This window comes from Microbacterium nanhaiense, assembly GCF_014646015.1.
GTDB classification, from domain to species: domain Bacteria; phylum Actinomycetota; class Actinomycetes; order Actinomycetales; family Microbacteriaceae; genus Microbacterium; species Microbacterium nanhaiense.
The window spans coordinates 80,493-95,795 of the sequence record NZ_BMMQ01000006.1 but is presented as its reverse complement, the minus strand read 5'-3'; the positions used below and the strand labels follow the sequence as shown (position 1 = coordinate 95,795).

The window sequence follows — 15,303 nt, the reverse complement described above, 5'->3', positions numbered from 1 at the left end:
GGAAGCATGTCTCACGAAACCACCCGCGTCGTCGTCAATCTCGACCTCCCCGGCGCGCGCATCAGCCGCCACCTCTATGGCCACTTTGCCGAGCACCTCGGCCGCTGCATCTACGGCGGATTCTATGTGGGCGAGGACTCCGAGATCCCCAACGAGGGCGGGATCCGCCTCAACGTCGTCGAGGCGCTGCGCGCGCTGAAGATCCCGAACCTGCGCTGGCCGGGCGGGTGCTTCGCCGACGACTACCACTGGAAGGACGGCATCGGCCCGCGCGATGAGCGGCCGCGCATGGTCAACTCGCACTGGGGCGACGTCGTCGAGGACAACTCCTTCGGCACGCACGAATTCATGCAGCTGTGCGAGATGCTCGGCGCCGACGCCTACGTCAACGGCAACGTCGGATCCGGCACGGTTCGCGAGATGAGCGAATGGATCGAATACCTCACGCGCGCCGACGACTCGCCGATGGCGGCGCTGCGCCGGCAGAACGGCCGCGACGAGCCGTGGAAGGTGCCGTTCTTCGGCATCGGCAACGAGGCCTGGGGCTGCGGTGGCAACATGCGCGCCGAGGCGTACACCGACCTCGCGCGCCAGTACTCGACGTACGTGCGCAACCACGGCGACAACAAGGTCTACCGCATCGCGGCGGGCGCGAACGTCGACGACTACAAGTGGACGGCGGCGCTCATGCGCGGCCTCGGCTGCCTCGGCGGCTGCCCGGGCGAGGACTCCTCGCCCTATCAGGCGCTCTCCCTGCACTACTACACGATGACCGGTCCGTGGGAGGACAAGGGATCCGCGACGGAGTTCACGGAGGACGAGTGGTACGTCGCACTCTCGCGCGCGTTCCGCATCGAGGAGCTGCTCACACGGCACAGCACCGTCATGGACGGCTACGACCCCGACAAGCGGGTCGGTCTCGTGCTCGACGAGTGGGGCACCTGGTGGAACGTCGAGCCGGGCACCAACCCCGGGTTCCTCTACCAGCAGAACTCCCTGCGCGACGCGCTCGTCGCGAGCGTGCACTTCGACGCGTTCCACCGGCACGCCGACCGCCTCGTCATGGCGAACATCGCGCAGACCGTCAACGTCCTGCAGGCCATGCTGCTGACCGACCCCGATTCGGGGGCGCTGGTGAAGACCCCGACCTATCACGTGTTCGAGATGAACACCGGTCACCACGACGCCGACTCCCTCGAGGCGCACGTCGTCGGATCCGAGACGCGCGCGGTCGACGGGCGCGAGCTGCCGATGGTCTCGGCGTCCGCGTCGATCAAGGACGGCCGCGCGCTGATCTCGCTGTCGAACCTCGAGGCCACGGCCGACCGCACGGTCGTGCTCGACCTCCGCGGCGCCGAGCTCGGCTCGGTGTCGGCGCGGATCCTCACCGCCGACGACACCGCCGCGCACAACACCCCCGAGAACCCCGACCGTGTCGCGCCCGTCGCGCACGACGGCGTGCGCGCGCACGCCCGTGGTCTCGAGGTCGAGCTGCCGGCCCACTCCTACGTCACGGTCTCGGTCGAGGTCGCTGCGTGACGATCGACATCCGTGTCGGCGAGCCGACCGGTGTGCGCGTCGCCCCCGATCTCTGGGGCATCTTCCTCGAGGACCTCAACGATGCCCTCGACGGCGGCCTCAACGCCGAGCTGTTGCAGAACGGCGACTTCCAGTACTCCGGGGCGGACCGCCCCGGCTGGGGGCCGCTGACCGCCTGGCAGGTCGTATCGGACTCGGTCGAGCGCGTCGCCTGGGCGCGCGAGGAGGATCCGGTGCACCCGAACAACGCGACGTACGTGCGGGTGACGGGCCCCGCGACGCTCTCCAACGAGGGCTGGGCGGGAGTCCCGGCGCAGGCGGGATCCCGGCAGCGGCTGCGCCTGTTCGCGCGCGCGGTCTCCGGATCCGGCGAGCTGCGCGCGGTGGTGCGCGGCGGATCCGGTCCGCTCAGCTCGGCGGCGTAGCTCGCGCCAGGGGCGGAGTGGGCGCCCCTCGATGCGGATCTCGAGGGGCTCGCGGACGGCCGCGGCGCCTTCGACATCGAGGTGCCGGACGGATGCGTCGTCGACCTCGACCTCGTGAGCCTCAGACCGCTCGGCGCCGACGGCGCCCCGCAGATCTTCCGCGCCGACCTGCTGCGGGCGCTCGCCGAGCTCAGGCCCTCGTTCGTGCGATTCCCCGGCGGCTGCCTCGTGCACGGGCGCGGCGTCGACTCGCTGTACGACTGGAAGAGCACGATCGGGCCGCAGGAAACGCGGCGGCCGATGCCGAACCTCTGGGGTTACCACCAGAGCATGGCGATCGGCTACTACGAGTACTTCCTGCTGTGCGAACAGCTCGGCGCGACGCCCCTGCCCGTGGTCGCGGCGGGTGTGTGCTGCCAGAACGCGCTGGGCGGCCAGCGCGCGGTCGCCGAGGAGGACATGCCGCGGTACACGCAGGACGTGCTCGATCTCGTGGAGTTCGCGAACGGATCCGCGGACACGCGCTGGGGCGCCGTGCGCGCCGAGCTCGGGCACCCCGCGTCGTTCGACATGAGGTACCTCGGCCTGGGCAACGAGGACGAGATCACGCCGCAGTTCCGCGACCGCTACGCGCGGATCGAGGACGCGCTGCGCGAGGCCTACCCCGATCTCACGGTGATCGGCACCGTCGGCCCCTTCGCCGCCGGGCGCGACTTCGAGCGCGGGTGGGAGTTCGCCCGCGCCCGCGGCACCGATGTCGTCGACGAGCACTTCTACCGTTCGCCGCAGTGGTTCCACCAGAACGTCGACCGCTACGCCTCCTACGACCCGGCGGGGCCGGGCGTGTACGTCGGCGAGTACGCGGCGCGCACCTCGCGGTTGCGTTCGGCGCTCGCCGAGGCCGCGCTGATGATCGGCATGGAGCGGCACAGCGATGTCGTGCGCTTGGCGTCCTACGCGCCGCTCCTCGCGCGCACGGGGCACGCCGCGTGGACGCCCGACATGATCTACTTCGACGAGGATTCGCTGGCGCTCAGCGCCTCGTACCACGTGCAGCGGATGTTCTCCGCGACGCGCGGGGAGCGGGTGCTCTCCGTGGACGCGGAGCTGCCGACGTGCGAGGTCACCGAGGCCTCCTCCGGCGCCGTCACCTTCATTGCGAGCGGCGGGGACTTCGAGTTCTCCGACGTCGTGATCGACGGATCCGCCGCCGCAGTCGGCGCGCTCGCCGCGGGCGCGAGCCTCCGCGTCGCGGATGTGGATCCGCGCGCCGCGGCCGTCGAGTTCACCGTCACCCGCACGGCGGGGGAGCGGGGCATCGAGGTGCATGTCGGCGAGCCCGACCCCGGCCGCGCGCTCACGCTGCACCTGGGCGGCTGGCAGGGCACGTCGACGTCGGTGCTCCTGCATTCGGACGGGGTAACCGACGATGAGTCGGATCCGGCGTTCTGGACGGGTTTCCGCACGGGGCAGCCCGTGCGGGTGCGCCTCGAGACCGCGAGCCCGCGCGTGCGCGTGTGGGTCGACGGGGTGCTGCACCACGACTACGAGCGCGATCTGCGGCCGGAACAGCGCGTCGTGGTCGGCGTCAGCTCGCGCGCGGAGGGGAGCGAGATCGTGGCGCGCCTCGTCAACGCGACGGGCGAGCCGCGCCGCGTGCGCCTCGCGCTGCCCGTGGCGGTGAGTCCGGCCGAGGCGATCGCGCTCAGCGGTGAACCCGACGCCGGCGGGCCGGACGAGGCCTTCCCCGGGCCCGTGCCCGCACCCGTCGAGGTGACGGCCGATGGCATCGAGCTGAGCCTCGAGCCGTGGTCGTTCACCGTGGCGACGACCCGGTGACCCGGGCGCGTGCGGGGGCCCCGCACGCGCCCGGCTCAGGCCGCGCGACCGATCGTCGACTCGCGCACCGAGAGGGTGGGCTCGTAGACGATGCGCTCGACCTCGCTCGTCTCTCCCGCGATGCGCGCGAGGAGCAGCTCGGCCGCGCGGTGCCCCATCTCGCGGGCCGGCTGGCGCACCGAGGTGAGCGGCACCGAGGCGATCGCCGCGAATTCGATGTCGTCGTAGCCGACGATCGCGATCTCCTCCGGCACGCGCACGCCCCGGGAGACGAGCGCGGAGACGATGCCGATCGCGAGGTGGTCGTTCGGCACGACGAGCCCCGTGGGGCGGTTGTGCGGCGCGCGATCGGCGAGCTGGTAGCCGAAGGCGCGGCCGACCTCGGAGTTGACCCGGTCCGTCCAGATGCGCTCGAGGCTCGCCCCCGGGTGCGCCTCGACGGCCACCTCCGCGCCGCGCAGCCGGTCGCGAACCTGCCGCACCTCGTCGCGCGCGCCGACGAAGGCGAGCCGGGTGCGGCCGAGCGCGAGCAGGTGCTCGGCCGCGAGGCGGCCGCCCGCGACGTCGTCGAAGGACACCGACGAGAACTCGCCCGCCTCATCGACCGCGTCGACGAAGACCGAGGGGATCTTGCTGTCGCGCAGGCGCTGGATCCATGTGTCGGGTCCGCCGAAGGGGCTGATCAGCATGCCGTCGACGTGCACCGACTCGAAGAGCTCGAGGTGGTCGCGCTCCTTCACGAGCTCATCGTTGGTGTTGCCGACGAGCACGCGCCGGCCGCTGCGCGCGACCGCCGATTCGGCGCCCGCGACGAGGTCGGCGAAGAAGGGGTTGGCGATGTTGATGACGGTCATCCCAATCAGCCCGCTGCGCCCCTGGCGCAGTTGCTGGGCGGCGCGCAGCGGAACGTAACCGAGTTCGTCGGCGACCTGCCGCACGCGCGCCACGAGCTCGTCGCTGACCATCTCGGGGCGATTGAGCGCGTTCGACACCGTGCTGATCGACACCCCCGCCGCTGCCGCGACATCGCGGATCCCCACGCGCTTCACGTTGTTCCCTTCCTCCGCGCCCCCTCGGCGCACCTCCTCAATTCTCCGCCACATCCGCGCGATTCTGCGCGGCGCGGGATGCTAGCCCCGGGGCGCGGCCATCGTGTCTCCCGGCACGTACTCGCAGGGCAGCAGCGCCTGCATGGGCGCCTCGTCCGGGGCCGTGAGGCGTTGCAGCACGGCATCGAAGCCGAGTTCGCCGAGCTCGGGACCGGGGGTGCGCAGGTAGCTCAGCGGCGGATCCGTCATCGACGCCATGTAGGCGCTCGAGCCGAGCGAGAGCACGCTGAGGTCCTGCGGCACCCGCACCCCGGCCTGCGCGAGCCCGGCCAGGAGGCCCGGAGCGGCGTGCTCGTTGAGCAGGATCACGGCGGTCGCATCGGGGTGCTCGGCGGCGAAGCGCTCGCCGAGCTCGCGCCCCGCCGTCGGGTGCTCGGCGCACGGGATCAGCGTGGCGGGCCGGCCGTGCGCGGCGGCCGCCTCGCGGTACGCCTGCCGGGAGCGCGCGTCGGCGCCGTGGTCGTATTGCACGCCCTCGCTGTAGACATAGGCGATGTCGCGGTGGCCGAGCGCCGCGAGCCGCTCGTACGCCTCGCGCGCCGAGGTCGCCATGTCGATGTCGACGTACGGCACGCCGGACGGGTCCGCCGTGCGCCCGATCATCGCGAAGGGCACGTGGTTCACGGCGAGGGCGGCGACGCGCGGGTCGTCGAGCTTGACCTCCATGAGGATCACGCCATCGACGAGGCCGCCGCGCGCGAGCACGTCGATGTGCTCGATGTCGCTGCCGATGGGCCACAGGATCAGGTCGTAGCCGCGTTCACGCGCGCGGCGTGCGGCGCTCGTGAAGAACGCGACGGCCGTGTGGGAGAGGGTGCGCTCCAGCGTCGGGAACAGCAGCGCGATGATCCGGGTGCGACCGTTGGCGAGCGCCGCCCCGACGGGATTGCGCCGGAAGCCGAGCTCCCGCATGGCGTCCTCGACGCGCGCCCGCGTTGCGTCCGTCACCCGTTTGGTGCCGTTGACGACGAAGGACACCGTCGCGATCGAGACCCCCGCGCGCTCCGCCACATCCCGCATCGTCGCCATGTGATCGCCTTCCCATATTCCACGTCACGTTCTCATCGAGGTCGTTGACATGCTCTCCCATTATGTGTCATTGTGTGTACGAGTTTAAGCGCTTAACTACGGCGCATGGAACCCATCCCGCATGAAGACAAAGGAGTGCATCATGCAGAAGAATCGGATCCTCATCCTCGCCGCGGCCGTGTCCGTGGGCGCCGTCACGCTGAGCGGCTGCTCGGGCGGAAACGGCGGTGGCGGCGGTGAGGGCGGCGGCGACGCCGGAACACTCACGGTGCTCGACTACTACAACAACGAGCCCGACAAGAGCCTCGTGCAGGACGCGCTCGACGCGTGCGCCGAGGCGGTCGGCGTCACGCTCGAACGCGAGACCGTTCCCGGTGCCGACCTCATCCAGACCGTGCTGCAGCGCGCGCAGTCCAAGACGATGCCCGACGTGCTCATGCTCGACAACCCCGACGTCCAGGAGATCGCGGCAACCGGTGGGCTCGCCCCGCTCAGCCAGTTCGACGTCGACACCTCGCCGTTCACGCAGGCGATTCTCGACGCGGCGACGTACGAGGGCGAGGTGTACGGAATCGGCCCCGCCGTGAACACGCTCGGTCTGTTCTACAACGCCGATCTCCTGGAGGAGAAGGGCATCGAACCGCCCACGACCTGGGACGAATTGAAGGAATCCGCCGTGGCGCTGACTGAGGGCGACCGTTACGGCCTCGCCTTCTCGGCGATCGCTAACTACGAGGGCACCTGGCAGTTCTTGCCCTTCATGTGGTCGAACGGCGGCGACGAGACCGAGCTCGACAGCCCCGAGAACGCCGAGGCGCTGCAGCTGTGGGTCGACCTGATCGGCGACGGATCCGTCTCGCAGGGCGCCGTGAACTGGACGCAGGGCGATGTGAAGGATCAGTTCATGGCGGGCAAGGCCGCCATGATGGTCAACGGTCCGTGGCAGATCCCCTCGCTGCAGGAAGCCGACTTCGAGTGGGCATCGGTCGAGGTGCCCGTCAACACCCCGGGCGAGGACCCGGTCGCGCCGCTCGGCGGCGAGGTGTGGACCGTGCCGCAGACGGGCGACGAGGCGAAGATGACCAAGGCCGCCGAGTTCGTCGAGTGCATGTCGAACGAGGAGACGTCGATGTCGCTCGCCGAGTCGCGATTCCTCGTGCCGACCCGGACCGACATCATCGACGAGTACATCGAGAAGGTGCCCGACATGGCGGCCTTCGGTGAGCAGATCAAGACGGCACGCGCCCGCACCGGCAAGCTCGGCGCCGACTGGCCCGCCGCCGCGACCGTGATCTACAACGCGATCCAGCTCGGCATCACCGGAACGCCCGCCGACGAGGCCTTCGCGAAGGCCGCACAGGGTTGACGCCGCCACACGCGGCCCGGCCGTGAGGCCGGGCCGCTGTGCAAGGGAGCACCATGACCTCAGCAACAACCATTCGCGCGCGCCGGCGGATCCGCCGCGACGACGTCGTGAAGTTCATGTTCGTCGTGCCGGCAGCCATCTACGTGCTGCTGTTCTTCGGATACCCCATCGTCAAGAACCTGACGATGAGCTTTCAGGAGTACACGACCAAGACCTTCTTCACGGGCGAGGCCCCGTGGGTCGGTCTCGACAACTACGTCACCGCCATCACGAGCAACCTCTTCGGGCCGTCGCTGATCAACACGGCGCTGTTCACGGCCGGATCCCTGATCGGACAGTTCGTCGTCGGCCTCGCGCTCGCGCTGTTCTTCCAGAAGAAGTTTCCGCTCTCGAGCGTCATGCGGGCGCTGCTTCTCCTGCCATGGCTGCTGCCGCTGATCGTGGCGAGCGCGACCTGGCGTTCGATCCTCGACCAGGACAGCGGCATCCTTAACCGCTTCCTCGGCGCCATCGGCCTCGACGCGGTGCCCTGGCTCACGAGCCCCGACGTCGCGCTGATCGCCGTCATCATCGTCAACATCTGGGTCGGCATCCCGTTCAACGTGACGCTGCTCTACGGCGGCCTGCAGGACATCCCCGAGGAGCTCTACGAGGCGGCCGCGCTCGACGGGGCCACTGGGTGGAAGGCCTTCTGGCACATCACCCTGCCGAACCTCAGGGCCGTCATCAGCGTGACTCTCGTGCTCGGCGTCGTCTACACCCTGAAGGTGCTCGACGTGATCCTCGGCCTCACCGGCGGCGGCCCGGCGAACGCGACGCAGACGATCGCGATCCGCTCCTACCAGACGTCCTTCGTCGACTTCGAGTTCGGCGTCGGCGCGGCCTTCAGTAACATCCTCATCCTGATCTCGCTCGTGTTCGCGATCATCTACCTCCGCGGCACCCGCAAGGCCGCGGACGACTAAGGGGACGGACATGACCACCACAGAACTCCTCACCGTCCAGCCGGGCGCCGCGACGCGGGCCCGCGCGCTGAAGCCGAAGCAGGTCGTCTACGCGATCATCGGCGTCGTGATCCTCGTGATCATGCTCTTCCCCGTCTACTGGATGATCAACGCCTCGCTGCAGCCGTCGGGCAATACCCTGACGGCGGGGCTCTTCCCGACCAACCCGAGCTGGGCGGGATACGAGAAGGCGATTGCCGATCAGGGCGCCAACCTCGTCACGAGCCTCATCGTCTCGGTCGGCGCCGTCATCGTGTGCCTCGCGATCGCGGCACCGGCGGCCTACGCGCTCGCGCAGTTCCGGTACCGCTGGATCTCGATCGCGTTGCTGATCATCCTCATCGGTCAGATGATCCCCGGCATCGTCATCGCCAACGCGCTCTACGCGGCGTACAACGACCTCGGCCTGCTCAACACGCACGTCGGCCTCATCATCGCCGATGCGTCGCAGTCGATCCCGTTCGCGATCATCGTGATGCGCGCCTTCATGATGAACATCCACCCGTCGATCCTCGAGGCGGCGCGCGTCGACGGCGCCGGCCACGTGCGGGCCTTCTGGTCGATCGCGCTGCCCGTGTCGAAGAACGCGCTCATCACGGCGGGGCTCTTCGCGTTCCTCTTCGCCTGGAGCGACTTCCTCTTCGCGCTGACGCTCACCACCACGAGCGACATCCGCCCCGTCACCCTCGGCATCTACCAGTACCTCGGCACCCAGGTGTCGAACTGGAGCGCCGTCATGGCCACGGCCGTCCTCTCGTCGCTGCCCGCGATCATTCTGCTGCTCATCGCGCAGAAGTACATCGCGGCCGGCGCCATGGGCGGATCCGTCAAGTAACCCTCGAAAGCAAAGGAGCTGCACATGAATCCCATCCGTGTCGTCGTCTGGGGCGAGAACATCCACGAGCAGGAGCAGCAGGAGGTGCGCGACATCTACCCGGATGGCATGCACACCACCATCAAGGAGGGCATCGAGGAGAACCTCGGTTCCCGCGCATCGGTCACGACCGTCACGATGCAGGACCCGGAGCACGGGCTGACGGAGGAGGTGTTGCGTCAGACCGACGTGCTCGTCTGGTGGGGGCACGCCGCCCACGGAGACGTCGATGACGACGTCGTCGCGCGCGTGCACCGCCACGTGCTCGCGGGCATGGGCCTCATCGTCCTGCACTCGGGCCACTGGTCGAAGATCTTCGGCAAGCTGATGGGCACGAGCTGCACGCTGCGCTGGCGCTCGAAGAACGACCGCGAGATCGTCTGGACGGTCGACCCCACCCACCCGATCGCCCAGGGGATCCCGCACCCCTTCATCATCCCCGCGCAGGAGATGTACGGCGAGTTCTTCGACGTGCCCGCGCCCGACGAGCTCGTCTTCCTCTCGACCTTCACGGGCGGCGAGGTGTTCCGCAGCGGCATGACCTATCGCCGCGGCTTCGGCAAGATCTTCTACTTCAGCCCCGGTGACCAGGACTACCCCGTCTACCACCAGGCGGAGGTGCGCAAGGTCATCTCGAACGGCGTCGAGTGGGCGATGACCCTGCGGCCCGAGCGCACCGACCCGGTGCTGCTGCGCTACGAGCCGGAGGACTTCTACAACGGCCACGGCTACACGGGGGCGATGGACAATTGAGCGGCTTCGCCACCCTCGACGGCGGGCGACCCGTGCGCGTCGTACAGGTCGGCGCGGGCGGAATGGGGCGCGCCTGGCTGCGCACCATCGCGGCGGATCCCGAGGTCGAACTCGTCGGTCTCGTCGACCTCGAGCTCGATACCGCGCGCCGCGCGCTCGACGAGGAGGGGATCCCGGGGGAGATCGCGCTCGGGACGAGCGTGTCGGAGGTCGCCGCCGAGGCCGGCGCCGACGCCGTCGTGAACGTCACCGTCCCGGTTGCCCACCTGCCGGTGAACGTGGAGGCGCTCGCCGCGGGGCTTCCCGTGCTGTGCGAGAAGCCCGCCGCCCCGACCCTCGGCGAGGCCTATCGCCAGGCCGCCGTGGCCCGCTGCCACGGGCAGCTGCTCATGATCAGCCAGTCGCGGCGGTACTACGCCGCGCTCGACGCGGCGCGCGCGCGGCTGGCCGACATCGGCCCGGTCTCGCGCGTGTCGACGCGCTTCGCGAAGGGGCCGCACTTCGGCGGCTTCCGCGAGGAGATGGACCACGTGCTCCTCGTCGACATGGCGATCCACCAGTTCGACGCCGCGCGCTCGCTGATCGGAACGGCGCCGCTCGCGGTCTACTGCGAGGAGGCCAACCCGAGCTGGAGCTGGTACGCGGGCGCCGCCGACGCGCACGCGATCTTCGAGTTCGAGGGCGGCACGCGATACGTGTTCACGGGCAGCTGGATCGCCCGCGGCGAGGAGACCTCCTGGAACGGCGCCTGGGTCGTCGACGGCGAGCACGGCACGGTGAGCTGGGACGGCGAGGGCGAGGTGCGCCTGACCCGCACCGGTGCGGATCCCGAGGCGCTCGAGATTCCCACGGGCGTGCCCGAGGAGATCGCCGGATCCCTGCGCGAGTTCGTCGCGAGCCTGCGCAGCGGCGAGGATCCGGAGAACACGGCCGCCGAGAACCTGCACAGCCTCGCGATGGTGTTCGCGGCCACGCGCTCGGCCGAGACCGGCGCGCGCGTGTCGATCCCGGCGGTCCTCGCGGAGGGGCGCGCCGAGGCGACCGCCGCGGAGCAGGATCCGGAGATCCGCGCGATCCTGGAGCAGCTCTAAGCCGCGCCGGGCGGCGCGGCCCCGGCCCGGGGTTTCCCTACGGCCGGGGCCGCGCGGTCGAGGTGCGCGTGATCAGCTCGAACGGCACCTCGGACGGCGGCGGCGCGGATCCGGCGAGCCCCGCCAGCAGGATCTCGGCCGCGCGCGCCCCCTGCCGCCGCGGGTACTGCGCGATGGTCGACAGGCCGAAGAACTCCGCCTGCGGGTGCCCGTCGATGCCGATGATCGACACATCGTGCGGCACGAGCAGGCCGAGGTCCCGGGCCGCGAGGATCGCACCGAAGGCCATCTCGTCGCTCGCGGCGAAGATCGCGGTGGGGCGCTCCGGGGATCCGAGGATCTGCTTCGCTGCACGGTAGCCGCCCTCGAGGGTGAAGTCGGCCCCGACGAAGCCCGCCGGCCGGAGCCCCGCCTCCTCGATCGCGGCCGCGAAGCCTCTGCGCCGCTTGATCGGCATGTGGAAGTCGGCGTCGCTCGCCTCGTCGCCGCCGATGTGGGCGAGCGAGGTGTGCCCGAGCGAGATGAGGTGCTGCGTGGCGAGGTGCGCCGCCACGGCGTCATCGATCTGCAGGGTCTGCACGCCCGGGATCGGCCCGCCGACGCCGACGAGCGGCTTGCCGAGCGCGTGCAGGCGGGACACCTCGTTCTCGTCGAGCTCAAGCGAGACGGCGATGACGGCGTCGACGCGCTGCCGCAGGAGGAAGTCGTCGAACACGGTGCGGCGCTCGGATCCGTCGCCCTCGAGGTTGTAGAGGGTGACGTCGTAGCCCGAGTCGACGAGCCGCCGCTGCGCGCCGGCCAGCACCTGCGTGAAGAACCACTTGTCGAGGAACGGCAGCACCACGCCCACGTTGCGCGTGCGGCCGCTCGACAGGGTCGAGGCCGCCTGCGAGACGACGTAGCCCAGCTCGTTCGCGGCCGCGAGCACGCGTTCGCGCGTGGCGGGCGACACGGATCCGCGACCCGAGAGCGCGCGCGAGACCGTCGCGTTCGACACCCCGGCGGCGCGGGCGACCTCGGCGATGTTCACGGTGTCATTCTCTCACTCCGCGCCCGTACACAACGACGCAGATTTTGGCCTGGGCTCTGCCCGAAGTGGCGGAATTCCGGGCCTCGGGCAGAAGGCACCCGCAGAATTTGCGTCGTTGTGTACGGTCGGCGCGGGGATCAGCCGATCCAGGCCGTCGTGTCCGCGGGCAGCATGCCGTCCGCGAGCGCGCCGGAGGCGGCGAGGACCGTGCCCTCGGGGAGCGCGACCGGCTCGCCCGAAACGTTCGCGACGACCGTGACGGATCCGTTCCGGAACGCCAGCACGCCGTCGCCCGAGGGCAACCACTCGAGCGACCCGGTGCCGAGGCCGTGCTCCTTGCGCAGCGCGAGCAGCGAGCGGTAGAGCTCGAGCGTCGAGCCCTCGACGCCCTCCTGCGCATCGCGGGCGTACGTCGCCCAGGACGCGGGCTGGGGCAGCCACGACTTTCCGGTGTCGCTGAAGCCGTGCGAGGCGCCGGCCGCCGTCCAGGGCAGGGGCACGCGGCAGCCGTCGCGGCCGTACCGCTCGCCGTTGGTCCGGTACCACGTCGGGTCCTGGCGCGCGTCGTCGGGGATGTCGATCGCCTCGGGCAGGCCGAGCTCTTCGCCCTGGTAGACGTAGGCGGATCCGGGCAACGCGAGCATGAGCGTCGACGCCGCGCGGGCGCGAGCGAGACCCGCACCCTCCTCGGGGAGGTTCGGCGTCTTCGGCCCGATGCCGTGGCCCTGGGGCGTGCCCTCGTCGAGCGAGAGGCGGGTGGCGTGGCGGATCACATCGTGGTTCGACAGCACCCACGTCGAGGGCGCTCCGACGGATCCGAACGCGGCGATCGATTCGTCGATGACGGTGCGCAGTTCGGCCGCGTCCCACCCGCTCGACAGATAGGGGAAGTTGAACGACTGATGCATCTCGTCCGGCCGCACCCACTTCGCGATCTCGGCGACGGTCGGCATCCATGCCTCGCCGCAGAGTACGCGGTCGCCCTCGTACTCGTCGAGCACCTTGTGCCAGTCGCGGTAGACCTCGTGCACGCCCTCCTGGCCCCAATAGGGCACGGGCTCGGCGCCGCCCATGGAGTCTGCATCAGCGGGCGGGGTGTAGTCCGGCAGGCCGTCGGCCTTGACGAGGCCGTGGGCGACGTCGACGCGGAAGCCGTCGACGCCGCGATCGAGCCAGAAGCGCAGGATCCCGCGGAACTCCTCGCGAACCTCTTCGTTCGACCAGTCGAAGTCGGGCTGCGACGAGTCGAAGAGGTGCAGGTACCACTGGCCGTCCTCGACGCGGGTCCAGGCGGGGCCGCCGAAGACCGATTCCCAGTTGTTGGGTGGCAGCTCGCCGTCGGCTCCGCGCCCTTCCCGGAACATGTACCGCGCGCGCTCGGCGGATCCCGGCCCCGCCGCGAGGGCGGCCTGGAACCAGGGGTGCTGGTCGGAGGAGTGGTTCGGGACGAGGTCGGCGATGACCCTGAGCCCCAGCTCGTGGGCGCGCGTCAGCAGCGCGTCGAAGTCGTCGAGCGTGCCGAAGAGGGGATCGACGTCGCGGTAATCGGCGACGTCGTAGCCCGCGTCCTTCTGCGGGCTGGTCATGAAGGGGGAGAGCCACACGACGTCGACGCCGAGGTGCGCGAGGCTGTCCAGTCGGTTCGTGATCCCGGCGAGGTCGCCGACGCCGTCACCCGAGGCATCGGCGAACGAGCGCGGGTAGATCTGATAGATCACGGCGGAGCGCCACCATTCGTTGGTCATGGGGGACAGCATACGGCTCCGCATCGAAAAGTGGAAACGTTTGCAATTTGCGGAGCGAGCGTGCATGCTTGATTCGCACCACCCGTGGGAACATCCGCGAGGATCTCCCGCAATCACAATGGAAGCGTTTGCAAACCCGGCGATGCCGCCGGCAGAACGAAAGGGCACACCGATGACGGTGATCAAGCCGAGCCGCGCCATTGCGGCACTGAGCCTCGTGGCGGCTCTCGGACTCGCGGGCTGCTCGAGCTCGCCGACCGAGACCCCGGCCGAGGGATCCGCGAAGCCGGCCCCCGAAGAGCAGCAGTCGGATTCCCCGAGCGCGCTCACGGTGTGGGTCGACGCCGAGCGCGTGGACGCGCTCCAGGGCGCCGCCGACGCCTACGAGGAGAAGACCGGCGTCGCCGTCGAGATCGTCGGCAAGGACACGGGCGACATCAAGGACGACTTCATCCAGCAGGTGCCGACCGGCGAGGGCCCCGACATCACGATGGGCGCCCACGACTGGCTCGGCGAGCTGACGACCAACGGCGTCGTCGCACCGCTCGAGCTCGGCGACGCGGCCGCCGACTACATGGACGTCGCGATCAACGCCGCAACCTACGACGGCACCGTGTACATGCTTCCGTACGCCGTCGAGAACGTCGCGGTGCTGCGCAACACGGCGCTCGTCCCCGACGCGCCCGCGAGCTTCGACGAGATGATCCAGGCCGGCACGGACGCCGGGCTCGAGCGACCCTTCGTCGTCGAGCAGGGCGTCGAGGGCAACCCTTACCACCTCTACCCGTTCCAGACCGCCTTCGGTGCGCCGGTCTTCGGCGTGAGCGACGGCGGTTACGACGAGAGCGACCTGCAGATCGGCAACGCCGGCGGCGAGGAGTTCGCCACGTGGCTCGGTGAGCAGGGCGCCGCGGGCACCCTCAACACCGACATCGACGGCGACATCGCCAAGCAGGCGTTCCTCGACGGCGACGCGGCCTTCTGGCTCACCGGCCCGTGGAACGTCGGTGCCGCGATCGACGCCGGCATCGACGTCGCGATCGACCCCGTGCCGACCCCGACCGACGAGGTCGCCGCTCCCTTCGCGGGCGTCAAGGGCTTCTTCGTCTCGTCCGAGTCGGACAACAAGGTCGCCGCGACCGACTTCCTCGTGAACTACCTGGGCACGGAAGAGGCGCAGCTCGCCCTGTTCGAGGCAGGAAACATCCTGCCCGCCCTCTCGGCCGCCGCCGAGACCGCCTCGGCGGATCCGATCATCGGCGGCTTCGCCGCGGTCGGTGAGAACGCCGTGCCGATGCCGGCCGTGCCCGCGATGGGCGCCGTCTTCGAGTACTGGGGCATCGCCGAGGCCGAGATCATCAACGGCGCCGATCCGGTCGCCCGCTGGCAGAAGCTGACGGCCGACATCGAAGCCGCGATCGGCTGATCGAGCCCGACCACCCGATGGGTCGCCAGAGAATGCGGTCGCTGCGCCCGCGCAGCCCGCATTCTCTGGCGAC

13 protein-coding genes are annotated in these 15,303 nt (G+C 70.1%); 9 read left to right on the top strand and 4 right to left on the bottom strand.

Annotated features, from left to right (window positions below; translation table 11 throughout):
• Nucleotides 1-6 precede the first annotated feature (6 nt).
• The 3 genes from IEX05_RS10530 (at nucleotide 7) to IEX05_RS10520 (ending at nucleotide 3,803) form a co-directional block, all read left to right on the top strand.
• A complete protein-coding gene (locus IEX05_RS10530; RefSeq protein ID WP_188701639.1) occupies nucleotides 7-1,539 on the top strand; it encodes an alpha-N-arabinofuranosidase in 1,533 nt (510 codons plus the stop codon).
• Entirely contained in the window at nucleotides 1,536-1,964 is a 429-nt protein-coding gene (locus IEX05_RS10525; RefSeq protein ID WP_188701637.1) for a hypothetical protein, read from the top strand. Before IEX05_RS10530 ends, IEX05_RS10525 begins: the two co-directional genes overlap by 4 nt.
• 81 nt (nucleotides 1,965-2,045) lie before the next feature.
• Nucleotides 2,046-3,803 carry an alpha-L-arabinofuranosidase family protein gene (locus IEX05_RS10520; protein WP_188701635.1) on the top strand — a complete coding sequence of 586 codons (1,758 nt, stop codon included), beginning with the start codon at nucleotides 2,046-2,048 and terminating at the stop codon, nucleotides 3,801-3,803.
• Between the two features lie 35 nt (nucleotides 3,804-3,838).
• On the opposite strand, the gene IEX05_RS10515 is transcribed toward IEX05_RS10520, so the two are convergent.
• Nucleotides 3,839-4,906 (bottom strand): LacI family DNA-binding transcriptional regulator, encoded by a 1,068-nt coding sequence (locus tag IEX05_RS10515; protein WP_229661256.1) that lies wholly within the window; start codon nucleotides 4,904-4,906, stop codon nucleotides 3,839-3,841.
• A 27-nt stretch (nucleotides 4,907-4,933) separates the two neighbouring features.
• Entirely contained in the window at nucleotides 4,934-5,941 is a 1,008-nt protein-coding gene (locus IEX05_RS10510; RefSeq protein ID WP_188701633.1) for a LacI family DNA-binding transcriptional regulator, read from the bottom strand.
• A gap of 142 nt (nucleotides 5,942-6,083) precedes the next feature.
• Between IEX05_RS10510 and IEX05_RS10505 the strand changes: the two genes are divergently transcribed.
• From IEX05_RS10505 to IEX05_RS10485, 5 genes are read left to right on the top strand one after another with little or no spacing between them, the layout of a single operon-like run.
• The gene (locus IEX05_RS10505; RefSeq protein WP_188701631.1) at nucleotides 6,084-7,307 is read left to right on the top strand and encodes a sugar ABC transporter substrate-binding protein; all 1,224 of its coding nucleotides are present in this window, start codon (nucleotides 6,084-6,086) and stop codon (nucleotides 7,305-7,307) included.
• 53 nt (nucleotides 7,308-7,360) lie between these two features.
• Complete coding sequence (locus IEX05_RS10500) at nucleotides 7,361-8,272, top strand: carbohydrate ABC transporter permease (RefSeq protein WP_188701629.1); 912 nt, start codon at nucleotides 7,361-7,363, stop codon at nucleotides 8,270-8,272.
• Nucleotides 8,273-8,282: 10 nt separating this feature from the next.
• Nucleotides 8,283-9,146 carry a carbohydrate ABC transporter permease gene (locus IEX05_RS10495; RefSeq protein ID WP_188701627.1) on the top strand — a complete coding sequence of 288 codons (864 nt, stop codon included), beginning with the start codon at nucleotides 8,283-8,285 and terminating at the stop codon, nucleotides 9,144-9,146.
• A gap of 24 nt (nucleotides 9,147-9,170) precedes the next feature.
• Nucleotides 9,171-9,938 carry a ThuA domain-containing protein gene (locus tag IEX05_RS10490; protein ID WP_188701625.1) on the top strand — a complete coding sequence of 256 codons (768 nt, stop codon included), beginning with the start codon at nucleotides 9,171-9,173 and terminating at the stop codon, nucleotides 9,936-9,938.
• Complete coding sequence (locus IEX05_RS10485; protein ID WP_229661255.1) at nucleotides 9,935-11,029, top strand: Gfo/Idh/MocA family protein; 1,095 nt, start codon at nucleotides 9,935-9,937, stop codon at nucleotides 11,027-11,029. The genes IEX05_RS10490 and IEX05_RS10485 overlap by 4 nt, the downstream gene beginning before the upstream one ends.
• A 37-nt stretch (nucleotides 11,030-11,066) precedes the next feature.
• On the opposite strand, the gene IEX05_RS10480 is transcribed toward IEX05_RS10485, so the two are convergent.
• Nucleotides 11,067-12,059, bottom strand: a complete 993-nt coding sequence (locus IEX05_RS10480; RefSeq protein WP_188701623.1) for a LacI family DNA-binding transcriptional regulator — start codon at nucleotides 12,057-12,059, stop codon at nucleotides 11,067-11,069.
• Nucleotides 12,060-12,196: 137 nt separating this feature from the next.
• A complete protein-coding gene (locus IEX05_RS10475; protein ID WP_229661254.1) occupies nucleotides 12,197-13,804 on the bottom strand; it encodes a glycoside hydrolase family 13 protein in 1,608 nt (535 codons plus the stop codon).
• Between the two features lie 172 nt (nucleotides 13,805-13,976).
• Between IEX05_RS10475 and IEX05_RS10470 the strand changes: the two genes are divergently transcribed.
• Nucleotides 13,977-15,230 carry a sugar ABC transporter substrate-binding protein gene (locus IEX05_RS10470; protein WP_188701619.1) on the top strand — a complete coding sequence of 418 codons (1,254 nt, stop codon included), beginning with the start codon at nucleotides 13,977-13,979 and terminating at the stop codon, nucleotides 15,228-15,230.
• The last annotated feature ends 73 nt before the right edge of the window (nucleotides 15,231-15,303 follow it).